17 protein-coding genes are annotated in these 23684 nt (G+C 39.0%); 8 read left to right on the forward strand and 9 right to left on the reverse strand.

Annotation, left to right across the window (positions count from 1 at the left end; all coding sequences use genetic code 11):
• Positions 1–9: 9 nt before the first annotated feature.
• The 3 genes from D0T20_RS03060 to D0T20_RS03070 all read left to right on the forward strand — a co-directional run bounded on the left by D0T20_RS03060 (position 10) and on the right by D0T20_RS03070 (position 6736).
• On the forward strand, positions 10–3171 hold the full coding sequence (locus D0T20_RS03060; protein ID WP_116438357.1) for a type I restriction endonuclease subunit R: 3162 nt from the start codon (positions 10–12) through the stop codon (positions 3169–3171).
• Between the two features lie 70 nt (positions 3172–3241).
• Complete coding sequence (locus D0T20_RS03065; protein WP_240320593.1) at positions 3242–4150, forward strand: AbiTii domain-containing protein; 909 nt, start codon at positions 3242–3244, stop codon at positions 4148–4150.
• Positions 4151–4459: 309 nt separating this feature from the next.
• Positions 4460–6736: a KAP family P-loop NTPase fold protein gene (locus D0T20_RS03070; protein WP_116438358.1), complete on the forward strand. Its 2277-nt coding sequence runs from the start codon at positions 4460–4462 to the stop codon at positions 6734–6736.
• A gap of 69 nt (positions 6737–6805) precedes the next feature.
• Here D0T20_RS03070 and D0T20_RS03075 read toward each other — a convergent pair whose 3' ends face one another.
• The 4 genes from D0T20_RS03075 to D0T20_RS03090 form a co-directional block, all read right to left on the reverse strand.
• Complete coding sequence (locus tag D0T20_RS03075; RefSeq protein WP_116438359.1) at positions 6806–7846, reverse strand: hypothetical protein; 1041 nt, start codon at positions 7844–7846, stop codon at positions 6806–6808.
• A 323-nt stretch (positions 7847–8169) separates the two neighbouring features.
• A complete protein-coding gene (locus tag D0T20_RS03080; protein WP_018617525.1) occupies positions 8170–9102 on the reverse strand; it encodes a LysR family transcriptional regulator in 933 nt (310 codons plus the stop codon).
• 269 nt (positions 9103–9371) lie between these two features.
• Positions 9372–10058: an HAD family hydrolase gene (locus D0T20_RS03085; protein WP_116438360.1), complete on the reverse strand. Its 687-nt coding sequence runs from the start codon at positions 10056–10058 to the stop codon at positions 9372–9374.
• Positions 10059–10082: 24 nt separating this feature from the next.
• Complete coding sequence (locus D0T20_RS03090) at positions 10083–11090, reverse strand: ADP-dependent NAD(P)H-hydrate dehydratase (protein WP_116438361.1); 1008 nt, start codon at positions 11088–11090, stop codon at positions 10083–10085.
• A gap of 395 nt (positions 11091–11485) precedes the next feature.
• Here D0T20_RS03090 and D0T20_RS03095 point away from each other — a divergent pair, with 395 nt between their 5' ends.
• The 5 genes from D0T20_RS03095 to thrS all read left to right on the forward strand — a co-directional run bounded on the left by D0T20_RS03095 (position 11486) and on the right by thrS (position 17627).
• Complete coding sequence (locus D0T20_RS03095) at positions 11486–12670, forward strand: metal ABC transporter solute-binding protein, Zn/Mn family (protein ID WP_116438362.1); 1185 nt, start codon at positions 11486–11488, stop codon at positions 12668–12670.
• A gap of 94 nt (positions 12671–12764) precedes the next feature.
• A complete protein-coding gene (locus D0T20_RS03100) occupies positions 12765–13556 on the forward strand; it encodes a metal ABC transporter ATP-binding protein (protein ID WP_116438719.1) in 792 nt (263 codons plus the stop codon).
• The gene (locus D0T20_RS03105) at positions 13546–14550 is read left to right on the forward strand and encodes a metal ABC transporter permease (RefSeq protein WP_116438363.1); all 1005 of its coding nucleotides are present in this window, start codon (positions 13546–13548) and stop codon (positions 14548–14550) included. Before D0T20_RS03100 ends, D0T20_RS03105 begins: the two co-directional genes overlap by 11 nt.
• A 2-nt stretch (positions 14551–14552) precedes the next feature.
• Positions 14553–15452, forward strand: coding sequence for a metal ABC transporter permease (locus tag D0T20_RS03110; protein ID WP_116438364.1), 900 nt, complete (start codon positions 14553–14555; stop codon positions 15450–15452).
• Positions 15453–15596: 144 nt separating this feature from the next.
• On the forward strand, positions 15597–17627 hold the full coding sequence (thrS, locus tag D0T20_RS03115; protein WP_116438365.1) for a threonine--tRNA ligase: 2031 nt from the start codon (positions 15597–15599) through the stop codon (positions 17625–17627).
• Positions 17628–17746: 119 nt separating this feature from the next.
• Here the strand turns inward: thrS and D0T20_RS03120 are convergent, their stop codons facing one another.
• The 5 genes from D0T20_RS03120 to D0T20_RS03140 all read right to left on the reverse strand — a co-directional run bounded on the left by D0T20_RS03120 (position 17747) and on the right by D0T20_RS03140 (position 23270).
• Complete coding sequence (locus tag D0T20_RS03120; protein WP_116438366.1) at positions 17747–18661, reverse strand: dihydrodipicolinate synthase family protein; 915 nt, start codon at positions 18659–18661, stop codon at positions 17747–17749.
• 137 nt (positions 18662–18798) lie between these two features.
• Positions 18799–19572, reverse strand: coding sequence for an amidohydrolase family protein (locus tag D0T20_RS03125; RefSeq protein ID WP_116438367.1), 774 nt, complete (start codon positions 19570–19572; stop codon positions 18799–18801).
• Between the two features lie 66 nt (positions 19573–19638).
• Positions 19639–20925, reverse strand: a complete 1287-nt coding sequence (locus tag D0T20_RS03130) for an MFS transporter (protein WP_016635377.1) — start codon at positions 20923–20925, stop codon at positions 19639–19641.
• A 143-nt stretch (positions 20926–21068) separates the two neighbouring features.
• Positions 21069–21860, reverse strand: a complete 792-nt coding sequence (locus D0T20_RS03135) for an SDR family oxidoreductase (RefSeq protein ID WP_016635378.1) — start codon at positions 21858–21860, stop codon at positions 21069–21071.
• A 126-nt stretch (positions 21861–21986) separates the two neighbouring features.
• Positions 21987–23270, reverse strand: coding sequence for an enolase C-terminal domain-like protein (locus D0T20_RS03140; protein WP_004130435.1), 1284 nt, complete (start codon positions 23268–23270; stop codon positions 21987–21989).
• Positions 23271–23684 lie beyond the last annotated feature (414 nt).

Genomic DNA, 23684 nt, shown 5'->3' on the forward strand with positions numbered 1-23684 from the left:
GGTGCCCGTATGCCATATTTCAATATAGTGGCAGCTACAAGTGAAAATACAGTTGTTACCGAATATGAGCCTGTGAAGGCACGTTCTAACAGCTATCAGTCAGAAGGCGAACTTGAAAAAGAGTTTATTCGTATGCTTACACAGCAGGGATACGAATATCTTCAGATACACACAGAAAAAGATTTGCTTGCCAATCTTCGTACTCAGCTTGAGAAACTGAATAGTTACCATTTCTCTGAAACGGAATGGGATAGATTTTTCAAAGATTCCATTGCCAACCAGAATGAAGGAATCGTTGAAAAGACAAGAAAAATCCAGGAGGATAATGTTCAGGTATTAAAGCGAGATGATGGCAGTACAAAAAATATTACCCTTATTTATAAGAAGAATATCCACAATAACTTTTTACAGGTCATCAATCAGTACGTTATTGGAGAGTCTGACGGTGCAAAGCACGATAACCGTTATGATGTTACGATCCTTGTGAATGGTTTGCCACTTGTTCATATAGAACTTAAACGCCGAGGTGTGGCTATTCGTGAGGCTTTCAATCAGATTAACCGATATCAGAGAGATTCGTTCTGGGCAGGAAGTGGTCTGTTTGAATACACACAGATTTTTGTTATCTCAAATGGAACTAACACAAAGTACTATTCCAACAGCACACGTTTCAATGCTATAAAGGATGTAAATGCTTCAGCTACTGCCAGGAAAGGCAAAACAAGCAACAGCTTTGAATTTACATCCTTCTGGGCGGATGCAAACAATCGTGTTATCCCGGATTTGATTGACTTTACAAGAACATTCTTTGCAAAGCATACGATTCTTAATATAATCACCAAGTATTGCATTTTCACTTCCGAAAATATGCTTATGGTAATGCGACCATATCAGATTACGGCAACGGAGCGTATTCTTAATCGTATTGAGATTGCTAATAACTATAAAAAATATGGTGATGTTGCAGGTGGCGGTTATATCTGGCATACAACAGGCTCTGGCAAAACACTTACGTCATTCAAAACTGCAAGACAGGCGTCACTTCTTCCTTACATAGATAAGGTTCTCTTCGTAGTTGACCGTAAGGACTTGGACTACCAGACTATGAAAGAATATGATCGTTTTGAAAAAGGTGCAGCTAACAGTAATACCTCTACTGCCATTCTTAAAAAGCAGTTGGAAGACAGTGATGCTCACATCATCATTACGACTATTCAGAAACTTGCAACATTTATCAAGAAAAATAAAGAACATGAAGTATACAACAAGCACGTTGTAATCATTTTTGACGAATGCCATAGAAGTCAGTTCGGTGATATGCACGCAGCTATTGTAAAAAGCTTTAAGAAATATCACTTATTCGGTTTCACAGGCACACCAATCTTTCCTGCAAATACAGCAAGCTCACGTAATACGCAGTTCTTTACTACAGAGCAGACTTTTGGCGACCAGCTTCATACATATACTATTGTTGACGCTATTAACGATAAGAATGTACTTCCGTTCAGAGTCGACTATGTTAAGACAATGGATATGGATGAAGATATCGATGACGAACAGGTATGGGATATTGCTCGCGAAAAGGCAATGATGGCTCCTGAGCGTATCAAGCTTGTAACGGAATATATTCTTAACAACTTTGATAGAAAAACATATCGTGGTGATAAAACATATATTTACAACACCCTTACCAATATTTCAGAAGTTGCATCCGGCAAGAATGGTGCTGTAGAAGAAATCAAGCAGAAACAACGAGTAAGTGGATTTAACTCCATCTTTGCTGTTGCATCTGTTCCAATGGCAAAATTATATTATCAGGAATTCAAAAAACAGATGGAGGCTGACCCTACAAAGAAACTTCGTATTGCAACCATCTATAGTTATGGTGCAAATGAGGCAGAACTTGATGAAGGTGCAAGCGGTATTCTTGATGAAGAAAATTCAGAAGATACATCAGCACTTGATCAGTCATCAAGGGATTTCCTTGAGGATGCTATCAAAGATTATAACGAGATGTTCCATACGAACTACTCTACAGATAGCGATAAGTTCCAAAATTATTATAAAGACGTTTCTCTTCGCATGAAGAACAAGGAACTTGATTTGCTTATTGTTGTAAATATGTTCTTAACAGGTTTTGATGCTACTACATTAAATACACTGTGGGTAGATAAGAATTTGAAGATGCACGGACTCATTCAGGCATTTTCAAGAACGAACCGAATTCTTAACTCAATTAAGACTTTCGGTAATATTGTATGCTTTAGAAACCTTCAGAAACGAGTAGACGCTGCTATTTCACTTTTCGGTGATAAGAATGCAGGTGGTATTGTTCTGATGAAAGGTTTCAAAGATTACTACTATGGTTATGAAGGCATTGATGGAAAGCAGTATCCAGGATATATGGGTATGATGGATGATTTAACTTCCAAATTCCCACTTTCAGAGCCACAGATTATAGGCGAGCAGAATCAGAAGGACTTTATCTCCCTATTTGGTGCGATTCTACGCATGAGAAACCTTTTATCTGCATTTGATGAATTCGCTGGCAAAGAAATGATAACTGAGCGTGATTTGCAGGATTATCTTGGTAGATATCAGGACTTGCGTGATGAATGGAATGAAAAACGCAAGCGTGGTGAAAGCACCGATATTATTGATGATATTGTCTTTGAGGTTGAACTTATTAAGCAGATTGAAATCAATATCGATTATATCCTTATGCTTGTTAAGAAATATCACGATAGTCACTGTGAAGATAAGGAAGTGCTTGTAATAATCAAGAAAGCTATTGATGCCAGCCCTGAACTTCGTAGCAAGAAGGCTCTTATTGAAACCTTTATTGCAGGAATTAATGATGTTGAAGACGTTATGACAGAATGGCATTATTATGTAGCCGAAAAGCGTGAAGAAGAACTTGTTCAGATTATTAAAGATGAAAAGCTAAAGGAACCTGAAACAAGAAAATTCATCGAGAACGCATTCCGTGATGGTGAAATCAAAACAACAGGTACGGACATAGATAGACTTATGCCTCCTATATCTCGTTTCGGTGGTGGTGACAGAACTACTAAGAAGCAAGGTGTCATTGATAAGCTGAAATCATTCTTTGAGAAGTTCTTTGGTGTTGGTGGCTCATTTACCACTAATGAACCGAATACTGTGAATTAAGCTGATGTTGTTTCAAATAAGTCATCGCTGATGGTAGCTGAAGATGCAGCAACTTATGGAACGAAGAAGGATGGTGAATAATATGGGAAGTATTGTTTTAGAATTGCAAAATGAAATCGTTTCATCGAATTGTGATGTTGTTAATGTGTTACGCAGAGCACATCTAATAGCATCAAAACTAAGACTTACTGATTTCGATAAGTGGATTCAATATGAATTAAACGGTTATCCTGACTCAGAATCGTGTCCAGAGTATAGAAAAGTTCGAGGTATTTTAAAGGCATTCAATCCATATCGTGGATGGATACCCACTTTAATACAAGATAACAAAGTCGAAAAAATGATTTGCGAAAGGAAATTGGTAAACTCTATTTCTGAAATCATATCCTTGTGTGAATCATCGAAAAATGTTTTGACATTAGAATTTTCTGGAGAACAACTTGCATTGCTTGATAAAATGTTTGATTCTCCACTGCCAATGAGATATGCACTTCACGTCACAACAACTGCTGTAAAAGATATTGAAGAAAAAGTTAAAAATACTATCTTGGAATGGACACTAAAGCTAGAAGCAGAAGAAATTGTCGGAGAAAATATGACATTCTCTAAGAAAGAAAAAGATCGTGCAATCAATATTCCTCAAACGGTTAATAACTATTACGGAAATACAAGTGTTATTAATTCACCATCTGACAATGTTCAAATCGTATCTGGTAGCGAAAACACAGTTTCATTTTCATATAGTAAAGTTAAAGATATAATCACTGAAGTTGAAAAAAGTATTAGTGGGTCAGATTTATCAAAAGATGACATGGAAACGGCAGTTGAATTATTAGATGATATTAAGTCAAAAATCGAAGAAGAAAAGAAGCCGCATATTCTAAAATCTACATTAGTCGGATTGAAAGATTTTTTGATTAATGCAGGTGCTAATGTTGCGGCTGAACTTATTCAAGCCAAAATGCAAGGTTTGTTCTAATTAATCTTACATACCATTTTGGCCTATAACCCATAAATCCTATGCTAAAAAATATACTTATAGAATGAAAATTGCGAGGGATCCCCTCGACTAACAATCGGACGTAAACGGCAGCTGCGAGGCCCTCGCGTTGCATTCATTATAGCGTTATTTTTTATAATATAAAATTTTGTGTTTATAAATTTATAACCCAATTTATGAAATATTTAATATTGTAAGAAAACTAAATAAAGGATAATTTTGCATAAATTATTAGAATATAAATTAGTATGCGAAATACTGTAATTAAGTAAGTATAGGAGAAAGTATATGAGCTACGTTGCAGATAAACCTATTGTAAAAGTTGATTATGATTTATTAGGAAGATCCGATTTTGCCAAACAATTTGGAAAATCGATTTGTGAATATGGCAGCAAAGATGGTCTTGTAATCGGCTTGTATGGTAAGTGGGGAAGCGGCAAGACATCTATTATAAATATGGTAATATCTGAGATTTCAATAGACGAAGACGAAGTTAAAAGAGTAGAGAAGGAAAAATGGTATTCAAAATTATACAAAAGAATCAAAAAACTTTTTATCGCACAAAAAAGTAAAGAAGAAAATCAAAAGCATAATCCAATAATTATAAAATTTTCGCCATGGAATTATTCCGACAAAAACAATTTAATTAGTTTATTCTTTCATGAATTAAAAAATAAACTAAGTGTTGCTAAGGGAGAAAAAAACAAAGGAAAAATCGGAGAGGCTATAAGTCAATATTCCGATATTATTGACGTGCTATCAATAATTCCAGCAGTTGGACCCGCAATTGTTTCTATATTAAAAACTACATCCAAAGCAGTAGGGACTAAATTGATGAAAAATCCTAGTTTGGATGAAGCTAAAGAAAAACTATGTAAGGCGCTAGAAGATTTTGACCACAAAATAATTGTTTTTATTGATGATATAGATAGATTAACTACTCCTCAAATTAAAGATATTTTCCAATTGGTTAAACAAGTAGGCGATTTTCCTAACATCATTTATGTGCTTACGATGGATAGAGAAATTGTTTGCAATGCTTTATCTGAATATCACAATATTGATGGAGATGAGTATTTAAAGAAAATTGTTCAAGTTTCTTTTGAAATTCCTGAAATTGATAAATCACTATTGCCTGAAATATTAAAAAGTAGACTCAATAAAATTGTATACAAAAATGATTGCGAAGAAGAATTTGAAAATAACGAATATTTTGAAACAGTACTTAAAAACTGTGTAAATCCATATATCAAAAATATAAGAGATATAAATAGATTGCTTAATGCGTTCCAATTCAAATATGGCGCTTTATGGAAAGAAACATCATTTGTTGATTTATTAGCCATTACTGCTATAGAAATTTTTGAGCCTAAGTTATATGACTGGATTTCTGATAATGCATATACATTATGTACATGCAGAGAACATAGTATTCTAATGATTGGCAAGGATAAAATAGATTACTTAAAATATTGCAATGAGAAATTTAGTAGTCTTGAATTTGACTGTAACAAAGTAATAGATATTCTTTCAACTATGTTTCCTACATTTGTAAAAGACATTAATAAGCATAAATTCGTAAATACTCAATCTGAAGAAGAACTTATTAGTAAAATGCGCGTTGGTTCTATAGAGAAATTTGATTTATATTTCAGTTTTAATTTATCAAGTATAAAAATTCCAAGAGAAGAAATTATTGAATGCATAAATAATTGTAGCAAATTTGCTTTCATGCAAAAAGTTAAGAATTTTAATAAAGATGGTAACATTATATTCTTTTTAAAAATTACAGAGGCATTACTCTTTGATAATAAAATATCAAATAATAGACTTGCTTTAATTGCATCTACATTATTTGAATTACAATATAGATTTAAAGATATAGGCTCATCTAATTTATTCAAAACATCCGCATGCGAATATTCAGAACGTTTAATATGTAAAATAATTACTCGATTAGAAAATGAAAGTGATAGATATGAAATTATTAGTTCTGCAGTTCAAAATATTAATAAATACAACATTGGCACAACATCTATAATAATTAAATATATTATATTTGCCTACAAAAGATATGGATGTGAAGATGAGCGTAAAAATTTTAAATTCATTAGCCTTAAACATTTAGAAGATATTGAAAAAATTTATGCGTCAAAAATTAAATCTATTTCATATTCCGAGGATATATTAAGTTCTTACCAATTCGATACGGCATTTTACATATGGAAATTTATTGATGAAGAGAATGCCATCTCATATGTTAAGAATCTATTTAATAATGAGACAAATAAGCTTAAATTCTTATGTATAACAACATATAATAAATTAACAGACTGGAAATTTTCTTCAGAAAATTGCTTTAATCTAGTTTCTGAAGAAGAATTTTATTATTCTATAAAAAATTACGCTAAAAATCATTTAGATGAATTTACTAAAGAAGAGCAAATAATATTAGCGTCGTTTGTACTAAATTATGAAAATAATAATGATTACTTTAATCATGCATCCGAGAATGAAGCGCTGCAATTCATAGAAAAGTGGAAATCTGAAAGTAAGCGTAATTAAATGTGGTTACAGTTTTGTATGAAGTTCATTACAGCGTTGTAATGAAACTTCATACAAAACTACAATGTGCTATCGTACTTTGCGCCAGCGTAATCTTCCGTCGTTTACTCCTTCTTGACACATCATAAGAGTTCCTCGTATAGTCACTCCTTGCTGTCCAGAAGTAGAGCAGAAACTTCCAGGATGTACTAGAGGAAGCTGTTGTTGTTGTTGTTGAGGCTGTTGTTGAGGAGCAGGAGCTGGTTGAGGAGCAGGTGCTGGTGCCTGCTGCTGAACTGGTGCTTGGGTAGTTTGTTGATTCTCTTTCTGTTCTTCCGCGTTCCCATTTTCAGATTGTGTATAATTTGAATTGGAACTATCTACAGATGATTTGTTTGTTGAATTCTTTTTTGTGCTTGTTTTGTTAGCGTTAGTTTGATTTTTATTGTCAGAATCTCCGTTTGAAGACGACTTTGGTTTATTTTCATTATTGTCTTTGGAATTCTTGGATTTGTCATCTTTATCTTTTTGTGCAAAACTTGAATCCTTTTCAATTTTGCAAGATAAGTCATTCTTTTTTACGGAGCAGATTTCGTCGGAGTAATGATTTATGGCAAATTCTATCTCTTCTTTATTAAACTCAAGGTTTTCAAGTTTTGATTTTGCGTTTTTTTCAGTTAAGCTATTGTCATCTTCTACGAGTAGTCTTAGTTTTCTTACCGCTACATTATTGAAATCGTAAGTGTCGTCCAAATAATTTATAGCAGATTCGGAATCTTTCGCAGAGCATTCGGAAGTTGTCATCTTTTTCTTAATAGCGTTCAAGGATAAAAAGTCGTCAGCTACATAGTTTTTTGCTATATTTTTACATTCCAATGCGCTTAGCTTGGTTTTAGTGTTGTTTGATTTATTTTGCTGAATCGAACCTATGACCCCAGCTGCTAAAAAGATTATCAATACAGTTAGGAGTACGTGTTTAAGCTTTTTAGATTTTGTATTTTTTGCATTATTTGCATTATTTAGTTTGTGAGACATGTTATTCGGGTTATTATCATATGATGTTGTGCTGTTATTTATAATCTGAGTTTTTTGTATATCGCTGTTTTTGGCAGAAACATCATTGTTGTTCATAGAATATCTTTCTCTACTATAAATATTTGATATATTTTTCTACTGTTTTTATTATTACTTTCACAGTTTAGTAGTATTTTGTTTATTTTGTGAATAGATGTATATTAAATATTTTTTTAGTCTTCTGATTAGAAAAATTTATAAGCTTATTAAGATTGGTTTGTATCAAATCCATCAAGCACATACACCTTCACTTTCGCGTATATGCTAGCAGTTACATATGCGTGTTGATTCTTGAAATTGCATAGTTTTGTAGCGTAGTTTTGTAGCGTAGTTTTATATCGTAGTTATCTACTTACGTACTTAAGCTACTTCGTGCTTTGCTACTTAGCTCTACTTATTACTTGATACCCGTGTTTAATTAGCACAGATTCGAGTTGAGAAAGATACGCAAGCGCTGCAGGAGAAAGATTCGTGCGCTCATTCTTAATCCACCCAACAAGCATGGTTTCTTCGCAATCCAGCGGAATGGTCACGATTTTCTCGTTATTCAAGTCGCCATTGTCGATTCCAGTGCAAATCGTAAAACCATTAAGACCAATAATAAAGTTCAAAATGGTTGCGCGGTCTGTAACATTAATCTTTTTAGGCGGATGTTGAGGCCAAACCGCTTCCTCTGTAAAGAAGAAACTCCCGTCTTCTCCCTGTTCGTACTGAATAAACGGATATGGTCGCAAATCCTCCAAAGTAAGCTTCTTGCGATTTGCGAGCGGATTATTCCTAGAAATAAAAACGTGCAAATTAGCGCGGAAAAGCGGATGAAACTCAAGATGCTTTTCTCGAAGCATTTTTCCAATAACGTCTTTGTTGTAGTCGGAAAGATAAAGCAAACCAAGATCTGCGCGCATTGAAGTCACTTGATTAATAATGTTCTTTGTGCGCGTTTCCCTTAGTGAAAACTCGTACTCGTTAGAATCAATGCTGCGAATCATGTCTACAAAAGCCTCAACAGCAAACATGTAGTGCTGAGTCGCAACGCTGCAAAGCTGTTTTCTAGGCTTAGTGCTGTTGTAGCGCTCTTCAAGCAAATCTGCCTGGTCTAAAACTTGACGCGCGTATGTTAAAAACTCAGCTCCGTCAACCGTTAATGCAATTCCTTGAGAAGACCTTGTAAAAATCTCAATGCCAAGCTCTCGCTCTAGCTCTTTTACGGAAGAGCTTAACGCTGGTTGTGAAACATAAAGTTCGTGCGAAGCTTCGTTCATAGATCCGCACTCTACGATTTTCACAATGTACTTTAATTGCAGCAGCGTCATTATTAAGAGCCTTCCGATTTTTGGGATTTATACTTGACTATTCTTTATACTTGACTATTTCCAACTATTACAACTATAACAACTATAATCTAACGCCTATAATCTTGCGACTAATGCATATTTTAATGCCTATAATCTTGCGATTAATGCATACAAACTAGCGACTAACGCCTATAATCTTGCGACTTTGGCTTAGCGCTTATAATCTAACGCTTATAATCTAACGCTTATAATCTAACGCTTATAATCTAACGCTTATAATCTAACGCTTATAATCTAACGCCCAGCGATGCCAAATCTTCTCTAGCTTTTTGCGCTGTAGTAAAAACAAACCCATGCATTCCAACGTTATGCGCGCCATCAATATTTACTGGCTTATCGTCGAAGAAAACAGTTGTTTGCGGCTTTAGCCCAAATCTGCTCATAGCAAGCTCAAAAATTTCGGGCTGTGGCTTATGTAATTTTTCAACGCCAGAAATAACCGTACCCTGCAAAAGCGTGTTCAATTCTGGGAATTTACGCAATGCGAGTGGGAAAGTTTCTTTAGACCAGTTAGTCAATCCCCAAACGCCGTAGCCAGCTTTGCGCAAATCGTGCAATAAATCAACCATTCCAGGCATCATTCGCGTAAGAACTTGATCATAGTGTGCGCAATACCATTGAAAAGCGTTGCTAAGATCCTTGCCAAATCGCCTCTCGTATTCTGGCAAAAGGTCTTTTAATAGTTCTCCGCCGTCCATGCGGTCTTCAAACTCATAGAATCCAGCCAAATCATCTTTTCCAAAAGTGCCATTAGGGCAAATCGTGTCTACTAAATCTGGGAACTGTTTTTGCAAGCAATTCCTACAATTCCACTCGAGCAAAACTTTGCAATAATCGAACATTACGTCGTGAATTTCAACAGATTCTGTGTTTTTATTTGCATTTATATCTGCATTTGTATTTGTGTTTGTCATTTTTCTTCTTTCGCTTTTCTTCTTTTAATCAAGATTAATTAAAGATCCAAGAACGTAAGGCAATGCATCAATAATATTACTTGCGACTATTGGATGCTCAATATTTTCGTGATTTTCGTGATTTTCGTGATTTTCGCAATTGTAAACACTTTTTGCATACGACTTTGCGTCTAACTTTGCATACGACTTTGCAGCCAACTTTGCGGCCAATCCATGAATCACAGCCGCGCTAGCAGCGATTAATGCGTAGTTTGCACTTTGATTTAGTTCGCAATTATTCTGCGCAAGAAGTGCGCCTAAAATACCCGCAAGAACATCTCCAGACCCAGCGGTCGCAAGCCAAGATGGGCCATATTTGCAAGTAAATATTGGCAAGTTCAAACTTTCTGCAGATGCAACAACAGTTGTAGATCCTTTAAGAAGAACAGTTGCTCCAGTAAGATTTGCCGCTTTTTGAGCGAATTCTATAGGATTTTTTGCAATATTTTCCGCGCTAAAATCAAGGTTATAACGTTTTAATAGCTTGCTTAATTCTAAAGCATGAGGAGTTAAAACAACTTTTTCGCAAACTTTTTTAGGCAATAAATCAAGCGCTCCAGCGTCTACGCATACGGGCGGTAGGTTTGTGTTTTCTTGATTTTCTGCACTATGTGCGCTATATGGTTTAAGCAAGTCTAAAATATAGTCTCGTTGCGATTTTGTTGAATCATCATTGCAATGCTCATAGTCTGGGATTCCAGATCCAACAGTTATAGCATTGACTTTTCCTTGCAAGCAGTCTGAAACAACGGCTTCTGGAACTGCTTGTAAAACAAGATTTTGCGCTCTAAATGGCCCCGCGTAGCGAACCATGCCAATATTGCTGTATGCTGCTGATTTTGTGATTAAAACGGCCGCTCCTGGGTATGCGTTTGATCCTGTTACTAATCCAAGAACGCCTCTAGAGTACTTATTGCTCGATTCGTTTGGTTTTTTTAAGCATTTGCTAGCATCTTTTACATCTATACTGGCTGTGTTTAGAAGTGGAGTCATATTTACGATTCTAGTGAATATATGCGATTGTTGATTGTGTGCGATTGTTGATTATGCGTGATTATTGCTTGATAGTAGTGACAATTTTGCGTTCCTATACATCATTTATTGGCAATTCGCAAGAAAGGTCGCAAGAAAAATCGCAATTATATCAAACAAAAAAATTGCGACACGCTGTTTTGTAAAAAATTCCGATAATTTTTTGTGATTTTATTGACCAAGCTTTTTATTTTCTCTATGCTTAAAACGTTATTGCTAACGATAATCTTTCCTAATTACAAGATTAAACAAAGATAGCACAAGTTAAAGTGCTTAAGGAAAACACAAGAAAAATTGCAATAATGAATAATGTGAATTTCAATAATGTGAATTCATAGATTCCGGAAAGGAAAATAGTGAAAACTGCACGAATTTTTGCCACCGCAGCCACCGCCGCTTTGCTAACTGTTGGCTTGTGCGCATGTGGATCAACAGCTAAGACAGCAGATCAAAAGACTAACGGCAATCAAGTAAACGTAGTTGCAACAACCACGCAAATCTGCGATTACGTAACTCAAATCGCATCCACTGCAGATGCAAAATCTGGATTAAGCCTTAATAAAACCGATTCTCAAGGCAAAAAGTCTGTGATTGGCGCGCCTTTAGACAAAGCAAAGTCAACAATCAACCTCACTTGCTTGCTTGCTCCAAACGCATCTGCTCACGAGCACGAGATGACTCCAGCGCAATCCAAGGCGCTTTCTAAAGCAGATTTAATGCTTGTTTCTGGAGTGGACCTTGAGCACTTCTTAGATCAGGCTGTAAAAGCAACTGGATTTAAGGGCACAATGGGTGTAACTTCGGGCATTCTTACAGCAGACGAAATCAAGTATTCCAAAGCGCAAGCTGCTAAAGAAAAGAATCTTCCTTACAAGATTGACCGCGGTATTGAAAAGGTTCACGCCGAAAAGTGGCCATTCCCACCAGAAGAAGGCGAGAAAGAGCCAGAATTCCAGTACGATCCACATATTTGGACAAGCACTAAGAACACTATGATTCAAGTCAAGAATATTGGTAACTTCCTTGGAAAGGCTCTTCCAGAAAGCAAGTCAATCTTCGACGAGCATGTTGAAAAGTTCGTTAAGTCGCTTACCGATTTAGACTCTTGGGCAACTAGTGCTTTGAATAGTGTTCCAAAGGAGCATCGCGTACTCTTTACTTCGCACGACGCATTTGGATACTTCTCGCGCGATTACAACGTTAAGTTTATTGGCGCAGCGCTTTCCGACTTTAACAGCCAGCAAGACGCAACCGCAGATCACATTAAGGAAGCTGCAGAAGCTGTTAAAAAGTCTGGTGCTGTAGCAATCTTTGCCGAAAATTCCAACAATTCCAAGTCGATTAAGGCCGTTGCTGCTGCTGCAGGCGTAAAGGCGATTATTGGAGACGATGCGCTTTACGGCGATTCTCTTGGCCCTGTTGGATCTGCTGGCGAGACATATATTGGTTCTATTGTTCACAACGTTCAGACTCTTGTTAAGGCTTGGGATGGCAAAATTCCAGACCTTCCAGAATCTGTAAAAGATGCGCTAAAAAAGTAGTTAATATGTAGCTACAGAAGTGGCGGAAAATCATAAATCACTACAAAAGTAGTTACAAGAAGGTTAATTTATAGTGAATAAGAGCGTTCTCGCAATGAAAGATTGCGACTTAGCGTACGGTTATAAAACTGTTGTTACTGGTCTTAATGGAAGTGTAGAAGCTGGGCAGGCTTTAGCTTTGATTGGGCCTAACGGTTCTGGAAAAACAACGTTTTTGCAGGCGATTATTGGTATTGTGCGAGTGAGTGATGGAAGCTTAACAATGCCGAAAACGGTTTCAATAGGCTATGTTCCTCAACAAGTTGATTTGGATTTGACTTTTCCAATCACCGCTCGTCAAGTTGTAGCAATGGGCTTAAGTAGGCAAACTGGATTTTTTGGTTTGCTTAAAAAAAGTCAGAAAGAAGCTGTTGAGAGCGCTCTTAATCATGTTGGTTTGCTAGACAGAGCAGATGTTAGATTTGGCGATCTTTCTGGAGGCCAGCGTCAGCGAATATTGCTTGCACGCGCTATTGTTGCGCGACCTACGTTGATTCTTTTAGACGAGCCTTTTAACGGATTAGACGAGCCGAATCGAAAAGAATTGCTAAATATTATGAAGTCCGCTAAAGAAGAGGGGATTTCGTTTATTGTGTCTACTCACGACCTTGTAATCGCGGACGCGATTTGCGAAAAAGCCTTGCTTTTGGCTGGTCGTCAAGTGGCTTTTGGGCCTCTTAGAAAAGTCATGACTAAAGAAAACATATCTTTGGCTTATGGTGGAAGTATGCCAGCTGCAAGTGCGGGTCTTACTTTGAATCAATTAGCAAATAAAGATGATTCGTTAAATGATTCGTCAAATGCTTCGTTAGATTCTGCTTTAGGAGACGAATCCAATGCTAGCTGAATTGGTTGAGTCTTTGCGCAAAATCCTCGAGCCTATACCAGGATTTGACTTTATTGCGTCCGCTCCCTACATTTTTAGGCCTTTCTGCCTTCTTATTGTTCTTGCAGTTGCTAGCGGAATAGTTGGTGTGTTTGTTAACTTAAGATGCGCCGAGTTTAATGCGGAGGCTTTGGTTCACGGGATTTTTCCTGGAATCGTAGTCGGAGCGTTATATGGAGGAATTGGGCAAATCATTCCAGGAGCTTCGGTTTGTGCAATTTTTCTGGTTGCCGCTCTTGTGTGGGCATCTAGGTCTCAAAAAATCAACGAGTCAATAATTGCAACAGTTTTAACAACATTTTTTGCGCTTGGAATCGTAATATCTCTTAAAAAGGGAGATATGTCTGGTCAGCTTGAAGCGCTTATGTTTGGACGTTTGCTAGATGTTACAGACGATAGAATGACTCAAGCAATGCTTATTTGTTTATTTGCAATCGCATTGCTTGTGCTAACTTGGAAGAAGCAGATTATTGTTGCGTTCGACCGCGCTAGTGCTCCTTTAATGGGTGTTAATACTTTACTTGTAGATATTGTGCTAAACGTTGCAATTGCGTCTGTTGTAGTTTCTGCATCTTCGGCTGTTGGCGTACTTCTTGTTATTGGATACCTTGTTATTCCTGGAGCTAGCGCAAGATTGGTTGCGCGCACTGTTGGGCGTATGGCGTTTGTTGGCGTTGCGGTTGGTATTTTTGGCGTTTTATTAGGCATGTACGCTATGAACTTGGAGCTTGATCATCCAGTTTCTCCGCAAGCTGCAGTGGCACTAAGTATTTGCGCAATGTTCGTAGTCGTTTTGATTTTAAGATTCTTATACAGAGTTACATGCGCACTAGTGTTTTCTAAAAAGTTTTCTAAAAAGTTTTCTAAAAAGTTTTCTAAAAAGTTTTCTAAAAAGTTTTCTAAAAAGTTTTCTAAAAAGAAAAAGTCTAGCGCAATAGAGGCTGGTGGAAAGTAATAATGGTAAGTATTTGGCAAATTATCGCTCTTCCTATTGTAGAGGCAATCGCTGTTGGAGCATTATGCGGTTTTGTTGGATCTTTGGCTTTGCTTAATCAGCGTATTTTCTTCACCGAGTCTATAACTCACGCTGCTTTTCCAGGAGCTGTAATCGGAGTTGTAGTTACATCTATTTATACGATTGATCAAAACATTTTGTCTATTGGTCTTTTTATTGGCGCTGCTTTAGCTTGCATTGTTTTGTCTTTTATGATGCATGTGCTTTCTAAACTAAAGGGCATATCTTCTCAAGCTTCTGCTGGAATAACTCTTACTGTTGGTTTTGCTAGCGGCTACTTTTTGAACAAGTGGTTTGCGCCGCTCCCATTGCGAATTGAAGGATTTTTAACAGGATCATTGCTTAACTGCACTCCTGCAGACGTGATTTTTGCGATTATTGCATTCGCTCTTGCACTAGGATTGTGGAGTTTTAATAGCGCCAATTTGATTCACTGCTCTTTTGACTCCACTAATTACAAGGCATTAGGTGGCAGAAGTGGATTAATGCAAGGAATTGTTCTTGCGCTAATAATCATTACAGTTTCGGTGATTATTCCAGCTGTTGGAACTGTTGTTTCGGTATCTTTAATCGCAGCTCCTGCAGCAGCACTTAAAAGCAGAATGCGTTCCATTAACAAATTTGTGTTTGCATGCGTATTGTCTTCTATTTTTATAGCGCTTTTAGGACTTGCCTTAGCTGTGATTTTAAGACTTTCTGCTGGCGGAACTATCGCGATTTGTGCTGGATGCTTCTTTTTAGTTGTAAAGCTTAGTGAAAGCATCTTTTTGAAAATACATGAGATTTATTCTAGTTTTTGCAAAAAATCATTGTTAAAAAGTCGCTCTGTTGTTCTAGAGTAACAGAGAATTGCGCGTGAAAAATGCGTGCGATTGACGTCGTTTTTTGCGCGTTTTATTTATGTTTTAATCGCGTAAGTTTATCGACGCCACACAAGTCCAGGTCTGCACATTAGTAACGCAAGACCCCGATAGAAAAGGACAATTATGGCTGAAAATACCATCTCCATCACCGTAAACGAGGAACGCAAGGAGGTGGATGCAAGCTTCACTGGCGTTGAACTTTTCGCGGAAGATAAGAATATTATTGCCGTGCGTTTAAATGGTGAGTTGCGTGATTTGTACACGCCTCTTCATAACGGCGATACCGTGGAATCAGTAGCCCTTGATAGTGAAGATGGCATCGCAATCATGCGTCATTCCGCTACACACGTGATGGCTCAAGCTGTTCAAGAAATTCGACCAGACGCAAAGTTGGGCGTAGGTCCTGTAATTAAAGACGGCTTCTACTACGATTTCGATGTTGATACTCCATTTACGCCAGACGATTTGAAGCAAATCGAAAAGCATATGCAGCGCATTATTAAAGAGTCTCAAAGCTTCCGCCGACGCGTTGTAACAGAGGACGAAGCGCGCGAAGAAGAAGCAAATCAACCTTATAAGTTGGAGTTGATTGGAGATAAGGAAGCGGCTCTTGATCCTGCGGCTGCTGGCGAAATCAGCAAGCATGAGCTTAGCATGTACGACAATTTGGATCGCGAAGGAAACAAGGTCTGGAGCGATTTGTGCCGTGGACCTCATTTGCCAAATACTCGTTATATTAAGGCTTTTAAGCTTGAGCGTGTTGCTGCAGCTTACTGGCGCGGTTCGGAGCATAATCCTATGCTTCAGCGCATTTACGGAACTGCATGGCCTAGCAAGGAAGAGCTTAAGGCTTACACAACTCGCATGGAAGAGGCTGCTAAGCGCGATCATCGTAAGCTTGGTCAAGAGATGGATTTGTTCTCGTTCCCAGACGAGATTGGCCCAGGCTTGGCAGTGTTCCATCCAAAGGGTGCTGCGATTATTAACGCAATGGAAGATTATTCCCGTGAGCAGCACAGAAAGCATCATTACAGCTTTGTGCAAACTCCGCACATTACTAAGGGCGGATTGTACGAGACTTCTGGCCACTTGCAGTGGTACAAGGATGGCATGTATCCTCCAATGAAGCTTGACGAAGAGCGCGACGAAAATGGTAACGTAACTCGCCAGGGTGCTGACTACTACTTGAAGCCAATGAATTGCCCAATGCATAACTTGATCTTTAAGTCTCGCCAGCGTTCGTACCGCGAGCTTCCTTTGCGATTGTTTGAGTTTGGTACCGTGTATCGCTACGAAAAGTCTGGTGTTGTTCATGGCTTAACTCGCGTTCGCGGATTGACTCAGGATGATTCGCATATTTACTGCACTCGCGAGCAAATGCGCGATGAGCTAAAGAGCTTGCTTAACTTTGTGCTTGGTCTTCTTAAAGACTTCGGTTTGAACGACTTCTACTTGGAGCTTTCCACTAAGGATGAGCACAAGTTTGTTGGTTCCGACGAGATTTGGGAAGAAGCGACAAGCACTTTGGCAGAAGTTGCTAAAGAGTCTGGTTTGGAACTCGTGGACGATCCAGGTGGAGCTGCATTCTACGGACCTAAGATTTCTGTGCAAGCTCGCGATGCAATCGGCCGCACTTGGCAGGTTTCTACTATTCAGCTCGACTTCAACTTGCCTGAGCGCTTTAAGTTGGAGTACATTGCAGCTGATGGTAGTCACCAGCGCCCTGTAATGATTCACCGCGCACTCTTTGGCTCTATTGAGCGTTTCTTCGCTATTTTGCTTGAGCATTATGCAGGCGCGTTCCCAGCATGGTTGGCTCCAGTTCAAGTTACTGGCGTTCCTGTTGCAGACGAGTTCGCTCCGCATTTGCAAAAGTTTATTAGCGATTTGGAAGAGAATATGGTTCGTTGCGAAATGGATAGCTCCGACGATCGCTTTGGCAAGAAGATTCGTAACGCTTCTAAGTCTAAGGTGCCTTTCACTTTGATTGCTGGCGAAGAGGATGTGAACAACAATGCTGTGAGCTTCCGCTTCCGCGATGGTAGCCAATTGAACGGTGTTCCAGCCCAGCAAGCTAAAGAGTGGATTTTGTCCATTATTAAGCAGCGCGTTCAAGTGAATACTGCAGAAGATTTTGAGCGCTACACAAAGTAGCATTCGCGATGCAACTTACGTAGCATAAATCAACGTAAGTCAACACAAAACAAACCCGCACTTCTTAACGTTGTGCGGGTTTATTCTTTTTATTCTTGATTTATTGCGTAAGCAGACTATTACTTAAGCAGCGCGCGAATTGCTTCGATTTGCTCGCTATTAACTTGACTTGCAGGCTCGCGAACAAGCGTGCTAATCGGCAATCCCTTAAGATTTACAGCAGCTTTAATCGCAGAAATAAACAAGTCGGTAGTATTGTAAACTGCCATCAAGTGGCTGATTCTTTTAGCACATTCAATAAGATGCGCAAAGTCGCCAGCCTCATACGCTTTATGCAAAGCTGCAAAAGTTTCTGGCTCTACATTAGTAAGACCACAAATCACGCCATTTCCTCCAGCAATCCTGTTAGGAGTGTAGTACTCGTCAAAACCAGAGAAAACAACAAAATCTGGGTTTACGCGTCTAGTTGCATCAATCATTGCGCGAGTATGGCTTATAGTATCTACCGTGTCTTTAATGCCAACAATATTCGGGTATTTTTCAGCAAGATTTGCAACTAAGCTTGGTGTTAAATCGCTGCCAGTTCGAGCAGGGAAGTTGTATAGAATAACAGGCAAGCTAGTTGCGCTCGCAATTGCGCCAAAGTAGAGTTCTGCGGTTTGTGCGGTTGGTCCAAAGTAGTATGGAGATACAGCTACAACAGCGTCTGCTCCGCAACTTTGCGCAAACTTAGTAAAGTCAAGTACTTCGTTAAGATTTGTGTTTCCAACGCCTATAAGAACTGGAACTCTGTGATTAACGTGTTCAATAGCAAACTTAGCGGCTTCCTTTTTTACGCTAAGTGGGTATGCGTAGAACTCGCCGATGCTGCCAAAAATCAATATGCCATTAATCCCAGCATCAATCAGATGGTCTAAGTGCTTTGCCCATAAGTCGTAGTCAATGCTTCCGTCATCTTTGCTTACAGTTATTGATGGGCAAAAAACGCCCTTAAAAGCATGTAAGTCGAGCTTTGCGCTATTAGAAGTAGTCATAAAATTCGTCCTTTTATTTAATTATTTTGTGTATTGAATTATGGGGCATAAGACTTTAACTGGCAAAATCTTACACCCCATAAGCAATGATTACTAAAATCGACTATTAAAATCGACTATTCAAATAACTTAATTAATTACAGTTTAATACCATACGCCTTCTTTGCATTATTCATGAAGAAATCTTCGTCGTCGCCGAAAAGCTCCACCATTAAGTCAAGATGCTGCTTAAGTGAAGAATTCAACTTAACAACTGGCCAATTAGAGCTAAAGAGTAGGCGATCAGGGCTAAATGTGTCTTTTACAAACTTAACAATATCTGGATTTACTGGATTATCTCCAGAAATCTTAATATAGCTGTGTGGAAGCTTTGCAAACGCACGCAAAGCAGCGCATGAATCCTCGTCTAATCCTGGAACATTGCCCAAATGGTTTAGAACAACAGTCACTTCTGGAACTTGCTCAAAAGCTTTAGCCATATCGCCAAGTTCTTCGCCACGATTGCAAAGCTCGAAAGGCATGCCCTTCTTTGCCATTGCCTTAAGGCCACCAATAAATGAAGGCTCTAGGCAGCGGCCGCGTGGCTCGCTTGGAATGTGAAGAGGCTCGCGAATGCCAGTTGCGTTAATTGGTACGCGCATAAATGGATCCAACGTAACTCTAAGCATTTTAGCTAGAATCTTAGGATTAGGATTTTCGCCAATAAGCTTATCTTCTAGCTCGTGGTCTGCAGCATCAACCTCAACGTATACGCCGCCGAGGAAGTCAACGCCCAAGTCTGCATATTCTTTTTCTAGCTGCTCTAGAGTAAAAGTGTGGTTTAGCTTTTCTAAGCCATCAAGCCAAGGCAAGACTTGCTTTGTTGGATCCCAAATATGAAAATGGGAATCTAAAATACGAAGTTGAGACATAATAAATTTTCCTTTCTAAAGTCTTTCTAAAGACTTTCAAATAAAGACTTTGTAGTTCTTTGCAAATCACTTAGCTTCTACAAGACCAATCTTGGAACCCCACAATGCGTACCAAGCTACATACAAGAATCCTGGAACGGTAAGCAGCACTGCAACCTCAATGCCAGCAAAATCTTGTACAAATCCAAGGAATAGTGGGATTATAGCTGCGCCAACAACGCTCATAATCAAAGCGGAAGAGCCAGTCTTTGCAGCAGAGCCATGAATTCCCTTTAAGGTAAGTGAGAACACGGTTGGGAATCCAATAGACACAAACAGGTAGGAGATAATGTAGGCCACTACAGAAATCTTGCCGAGTCCAAGGAATGCAACAAACATTAGCAATGCGCTCAGAACCATGTAGATTCCAAGAATCTTATCGCTATCAAACTTTGTCATAAGAGGCGTTGTAATAAAGCGACCAAGGGTGAACATTAAGGAAACGATTGCAAGCATAGACGCCGCAATACCAGTTGTTACTCCAGCACCCCAATGCTTAAGAGCAAACGATGAGAACATTGCCATTCCAACAACCTGAAGGCCTACAAATACAAATTCTGCAATAACGCCAAGTGTAAAGTATGGCTTCTTAACAAGATGCAAGAATGAAGAATCGCCCTTATTTTCTTGATCTGCCTCAACATCTCCTGGAGGTGTAGGAAGCTTAAAGCAGAAGAAGATTGCAATAACCGCAATAAGAACAATGCCAATAACAATGTAAATCATGCGAGTATCGCTAAGGAACTTCGACTTAGCAAATTCAAATCCTGGTTCGCCTTGCTTAACGGTTTTACCAATAATGTTGCCAAGAATAAGCGGGCCAACAATGCTGCCAACGCCGTTAAAGCTTTGTGCCATGTTGATTCTAAAGGATTCGCCCTTTTCGTCGCCAAGCTTTGTAATGTATGGGTTGCAGTTTGTTTCCAAAGTTGCAGCACCAAGAGCAATAATAAACATTGCTATAAGGAACATAACATAGCTTGCTGTAGCGGTTGCAGGAATTACAGCAAATGCGCCGATTGCAAAGAGTGCAAGACCGCTAATTACGCCGCCCTTGTACCCAAAGCGCTTTGCGATTAAACCTGCAGGAATAGCCATTACAAAGTATGCGCCAAAGTATGCAACCTGAAGCAGCGCTGCTTCTGTGTTGTTTAGATTTAAGTAATGTCCAAATGGGGAATTAAGAGCATTGACCAAATTCATGGTCAAACCCCATACGAAGAACAAAGATGTTACCAATACAATGGCAATTATAGTTTTTGAGCTACTTTTGTTATTGTTAACAACCACGTTGTCGTTTTCTTTTGTAGTCATCGTCACTCCCGTGTGAGAATAATTCAAAGAGTTTAAGATTTTAAGTTCTTAAATGATTTTGTGCAATGGTGCGCAAGCACACATTTTGCATTGCGCACCATCGACTAGTTAAATTGCATTAATCTTAAATTTGCATTTGGAATTTAAGACAAAGCGCGATCAAGATGCACGTAGCCGCCATCAACGAATACCCACTGACCAGTGGTGTGCGAAGAGCGATCCGAGAGTAGGAATGCAGCTTCGTTTCCAATTTCTTCCGTAGTGGTCATGCGGTTTTCCAGAGGAATCTTGTCGGTAATAACCTTCAAACGAGCCTGCTGAGCGGCTTCGTCGCCAAAGGTCTTAATCCAATCGGCATACAGTGGGGTCCAGCATTCGGAGACAACAATCGCGTTTACGCGCACGCGGTCATGAATAAGTGCTGCAGCCCATTCGCGAGTCAAGCCCAAGATTCCGCCCTTTGCAGCAGCGTAGGCACTGGTCTTGCCCTGGCCGGTTAGAGCAGTCTTAGAAGAAATGTTCACAACAGCGCCGTGGCTTTCCTTTAAGTACTTTACAGCAGCGTGAACAGTCTCGTAGTAGTGAGTGAGGTTTCCGTGAATCGACTTCTCAAAGTCGCGCCAAGAAGTGGATTCAAGATCCTTGTTGTCGTTAACGCCAGCGTTGTTTACAATGCCGTCAATATGACCATATTTCTTGTAGGTTTCTTCAATAATTGGAGCGATTTCGTCCGTGTCGTTTAAGTCGAGAAGATAAACATCGTAGTTCTTTGTATATTGCTCAATATCCTTGCGGAATGTCTCTTCTGCAGGGTCTGCGCGGTTAATAACTACTGGAATTGCGCCCTCTTGTGCAAGCTGAAGCGTAATGCCCTTACCAATGCCCTTGAATCCACCTGTTACGATGAAAACTTTGCCTTCCAAATGCAAATCCATAATGAACTCCTTTGTTAAATGATGTGGTTTGCTTTTTGAATCTTAAATTATGAATCTTGATTGTTTAAAGTGGCTAGCAATTTAAAATAAACAGCTTAATGTAAACTGCTAGCCACAATTGCATAACTATCCGCGATAAAGGTACTTTTCAGCCGTTTCCAGCGTCATTTCAGTGCCATTACCTGGGGCAGTTGGTGCAACGTAATTGCCATTCTTGATTTGTGTTGGATGCACAAAGTGCTCGTGCTGATTGTCTACGTATTCAATCATGCGGCCTTCCTTTGTGCCAGAAACTGCAACGTAATCAAACATTGCAAAGTGGCACACAGCTTCGCACAATCCAACGCCACCTGCGTGTGGGCAGACTGGCTTGTTAAACTTACGAGCAAGCAAGTATTCGAGAACAACTTCTTGTGGACCTGCAACTCGAGTTGCGTCGATTTGCATGATTCCAAATGCGTTTGCTTGCAAGTATTGCTTGAACATGATTCTGCTTTGCATTTGCTCGCCAGTTGCAACTGGTATTGGGTTGATTGCGCGGGCGATTGTTGCGTGTCCAATAACGTCGTCTGGGCTTGTTGGCTCTTCTACCCAAGCTAAGTCGAAGTCGTGGAAGCGATTAATCCAAGTGATTGCTGTTGGAACATCCCATACTTGGTTTGCGTCTACTGCAAGGCGAACGTCTGGGCCAATTGCTTCGCGAGCGAGTGCGAGTCTTCTCAAATCGTCGTCTACATTTTGACCAACCTTAAGCTTAATTTGCTTAAAGCCTTTAACTTGCGATTCTTCCTTAGCGATTGCAACCATTTTCTCGTCGCTGTAACCGAGCCAGCCTGCAGCAGTGGAGTAGCCTGGGTATCCGTTTACAAGCAAATCAGCAATGCGCTCTTCCTTGCCTTTTTGACCATCTTGCAAGAATTCGATTGCTTCTTCTGGCCTTAAGGCGTCGGTCATATAGCGGAAGTCGAGCGTAGAGACTAATTCCTTTGGATCCATCTCGGCAAGCAAGCGCCACAATGGCTTTCCAGCTCGCTTTGCTTTAATATCCCACAATGCGCTCAAAATAGCGCCAATTGCCATGTGTTCTACGCCTTTTTCTGGGCCTAGCCAGCGAAGTTGTGAGTCGTGAACAAAAAGATCCCATGCAAGACGCATGTTGTCTAGTAATTCTTCTACGTTTCTGCCAATAAGCACTTGAGACATGGAGTCGATTGCTGCGCAAACAACATCGTTGCCGCGGCCAATTGTAAATACAAATCCAACGCCTTTAATGCCATCGTCTAGGCTTGTTTTGATTTCTACGTATGCGGATGAATAATCTGGATCTTTGTTCATTGCGTCGGACCCAGAAAGTGTTTGCGACGTAGGGAATCTAAAATCATAGGTTTTTACTGATGTAATTGTACTCATAACGATTTGTGCTCCTTTGCTTTAAGATCGTTGTGACCTACATTTGTAATTTTATATCAAAATAATAGAAAAATGTTGTAGTATGAGTAGAAATTTTCGTAAAGCGATTTTTGCGAATATTTCGACGATGACACAATGTGATAAATGTCATATTTTTGATTTTTTGATTATTGAAAAATTGAGCTTTTTCATGAGGAAAATCGCGCATTTAGTCCGCGTTTTGCTTGTGACTAAAGGCAAATAATTTTATTATTCGGCGTGTCGTAAGAAATTTTCGCAATTTTTGCGCGTTAAATGCGAAATAGTGTATTATGGAACCTGTAATAGCCTTGATAAATCAAGCAATAGTGCTATTTTTCAGTTTTTCTGGCAGCTTGTATTATTGCGGATAATCTTAAGTATGTATGCGAATTT

Origin of the sequence: Gardnerella piotii, from assembly GCF_003397585.1 — a bacterium.
In the GTDB taxonomy this organism is placed as follows: Bacteria; Actinomycetota; Actinomycetes; order Actinomycetales; family Bifidobacteriaceae; genus Bifidobacterium; species Bifidobacterium piotii.

What these genes read in the sequence shown, in the direction of transcription:
- D0T20_RS03060 (WP_116438357.1), top strand. Translation starts at nt 10, where the DNA reads ATGCCATATTTCAATATAGTGGCAGCTACAAGTGAAAATACAGTTGTT.
- D0T20_RS03065 (WP_240320593.1), top strand. Translation starts at nt 3,242, where the DNA reads ATGGTGAATAATATGGGAAGTATTGTTTTAGAATTGCAAAATGAAATC.
- D0T20_RS03070 (WP_116438358.1), top strand. Translation starts at nt 4,460, where the DNA reads ATGAGCTACGTTGCAGATAAACCTATTGTAAAAGTTGATTATGATTTA.
- D0T20_RS03075 (WP_116438359.1), bottom strand. Translation starts at nt 7,846, where the DNA reads ATGAACAACAATGATGTTTCTGCCAAAAACAGCGATATACAAAAAACT.
- D0T20_RS03080 (WP_018617525.1), bottom strand. Translation starts at nt 9,102, where the DNA reads ATGACGCTGCTGCAATTAAAGTACATTGTGAAAATCGTAGAGTGCGGA.
- D0T20_RS03085 (WP_116438360.1), bottom strand. Translation starts at nt 10,058, where the DNA reads ATGACAAACACAAATACAAATGCAGATATAAATGCAAATAAAAACACA.
- D0T20_RS03090 (WP_116438361.1), bottom strand. Translation starts at nt 11,090, where the DNA reads ATGACTCCACTTCTAAACACAGCCAGTATAGATGTAAAAGATGCTAGC.
- D0T20_RS03100 (WP_116438719.1), top strand. Translation starts at nt 12,765, where the DNA reads ATGAAAGATTGCGACTTAGCGTACGGTTATAAAACTGTTGTTACTGGT.
- D0T20_RS03105 (WP_116438363.1), top strand. Translation starts at nt 13,546, where the DNA reads ATGCTAGCTGAATTGGTTGAGTCTTTGCGCAAAATCCTCGAGCCTATA.
- D0T20_RS03110 (WP_116438364.1), top strand. Translation starts at nt 14,553, where the DNA reads ATGGTAAGTATTTGGCAAATTATCGCTCTTCCTATTGTAGAGGCAATC.
- thrS (WP_116438365.1), top strand. Translation starts at nt 15,597, where the DNA reads ATGGCTGAAAATACCATCTCCATCACCGTAAACGAGGAACGCAAGGAG.
- D0T20_RS03120 (WP_116438366.1), bottom strand. Translation starts at nt 18,661, where the DNA reads ATGACTACTTCTAATAGCGCAAAGCTCGACTTACATGCTTTTAAGGGC.
- D0T20_RS03125 (WP_116438367.1), bottom strand. Translation starts at nt 19,572, where the DNA reads ATGTCTCAACTTCGTATTTTAGATTCCCATTTTCATATTTGGGATCCA.
- D0T20_RS03130 (WP_016635377.1), bottom strand. Translation starts at nt 20,925, where the DNA reads ATGACTACAAAAGAAAACGACAACGTGGTTGTTAACAATAACAAAAGT.
- D0T20_RS03135 (WP_016635378.1), bottom strand. Translation starts at nt 21,860, where the DNA reads ATGGATTTGCATTTGGAAGGCAAAGTTTTCATCGTAACAGGTGGATTC.
- D0T20_RS03140 (WP_004130435.1), bottom strand. Translation starts at nt 23,270, where the DNA reads ATGAGTACAATTACATCAGTAAAAACCTATGATTTTAGATTCCCTACG.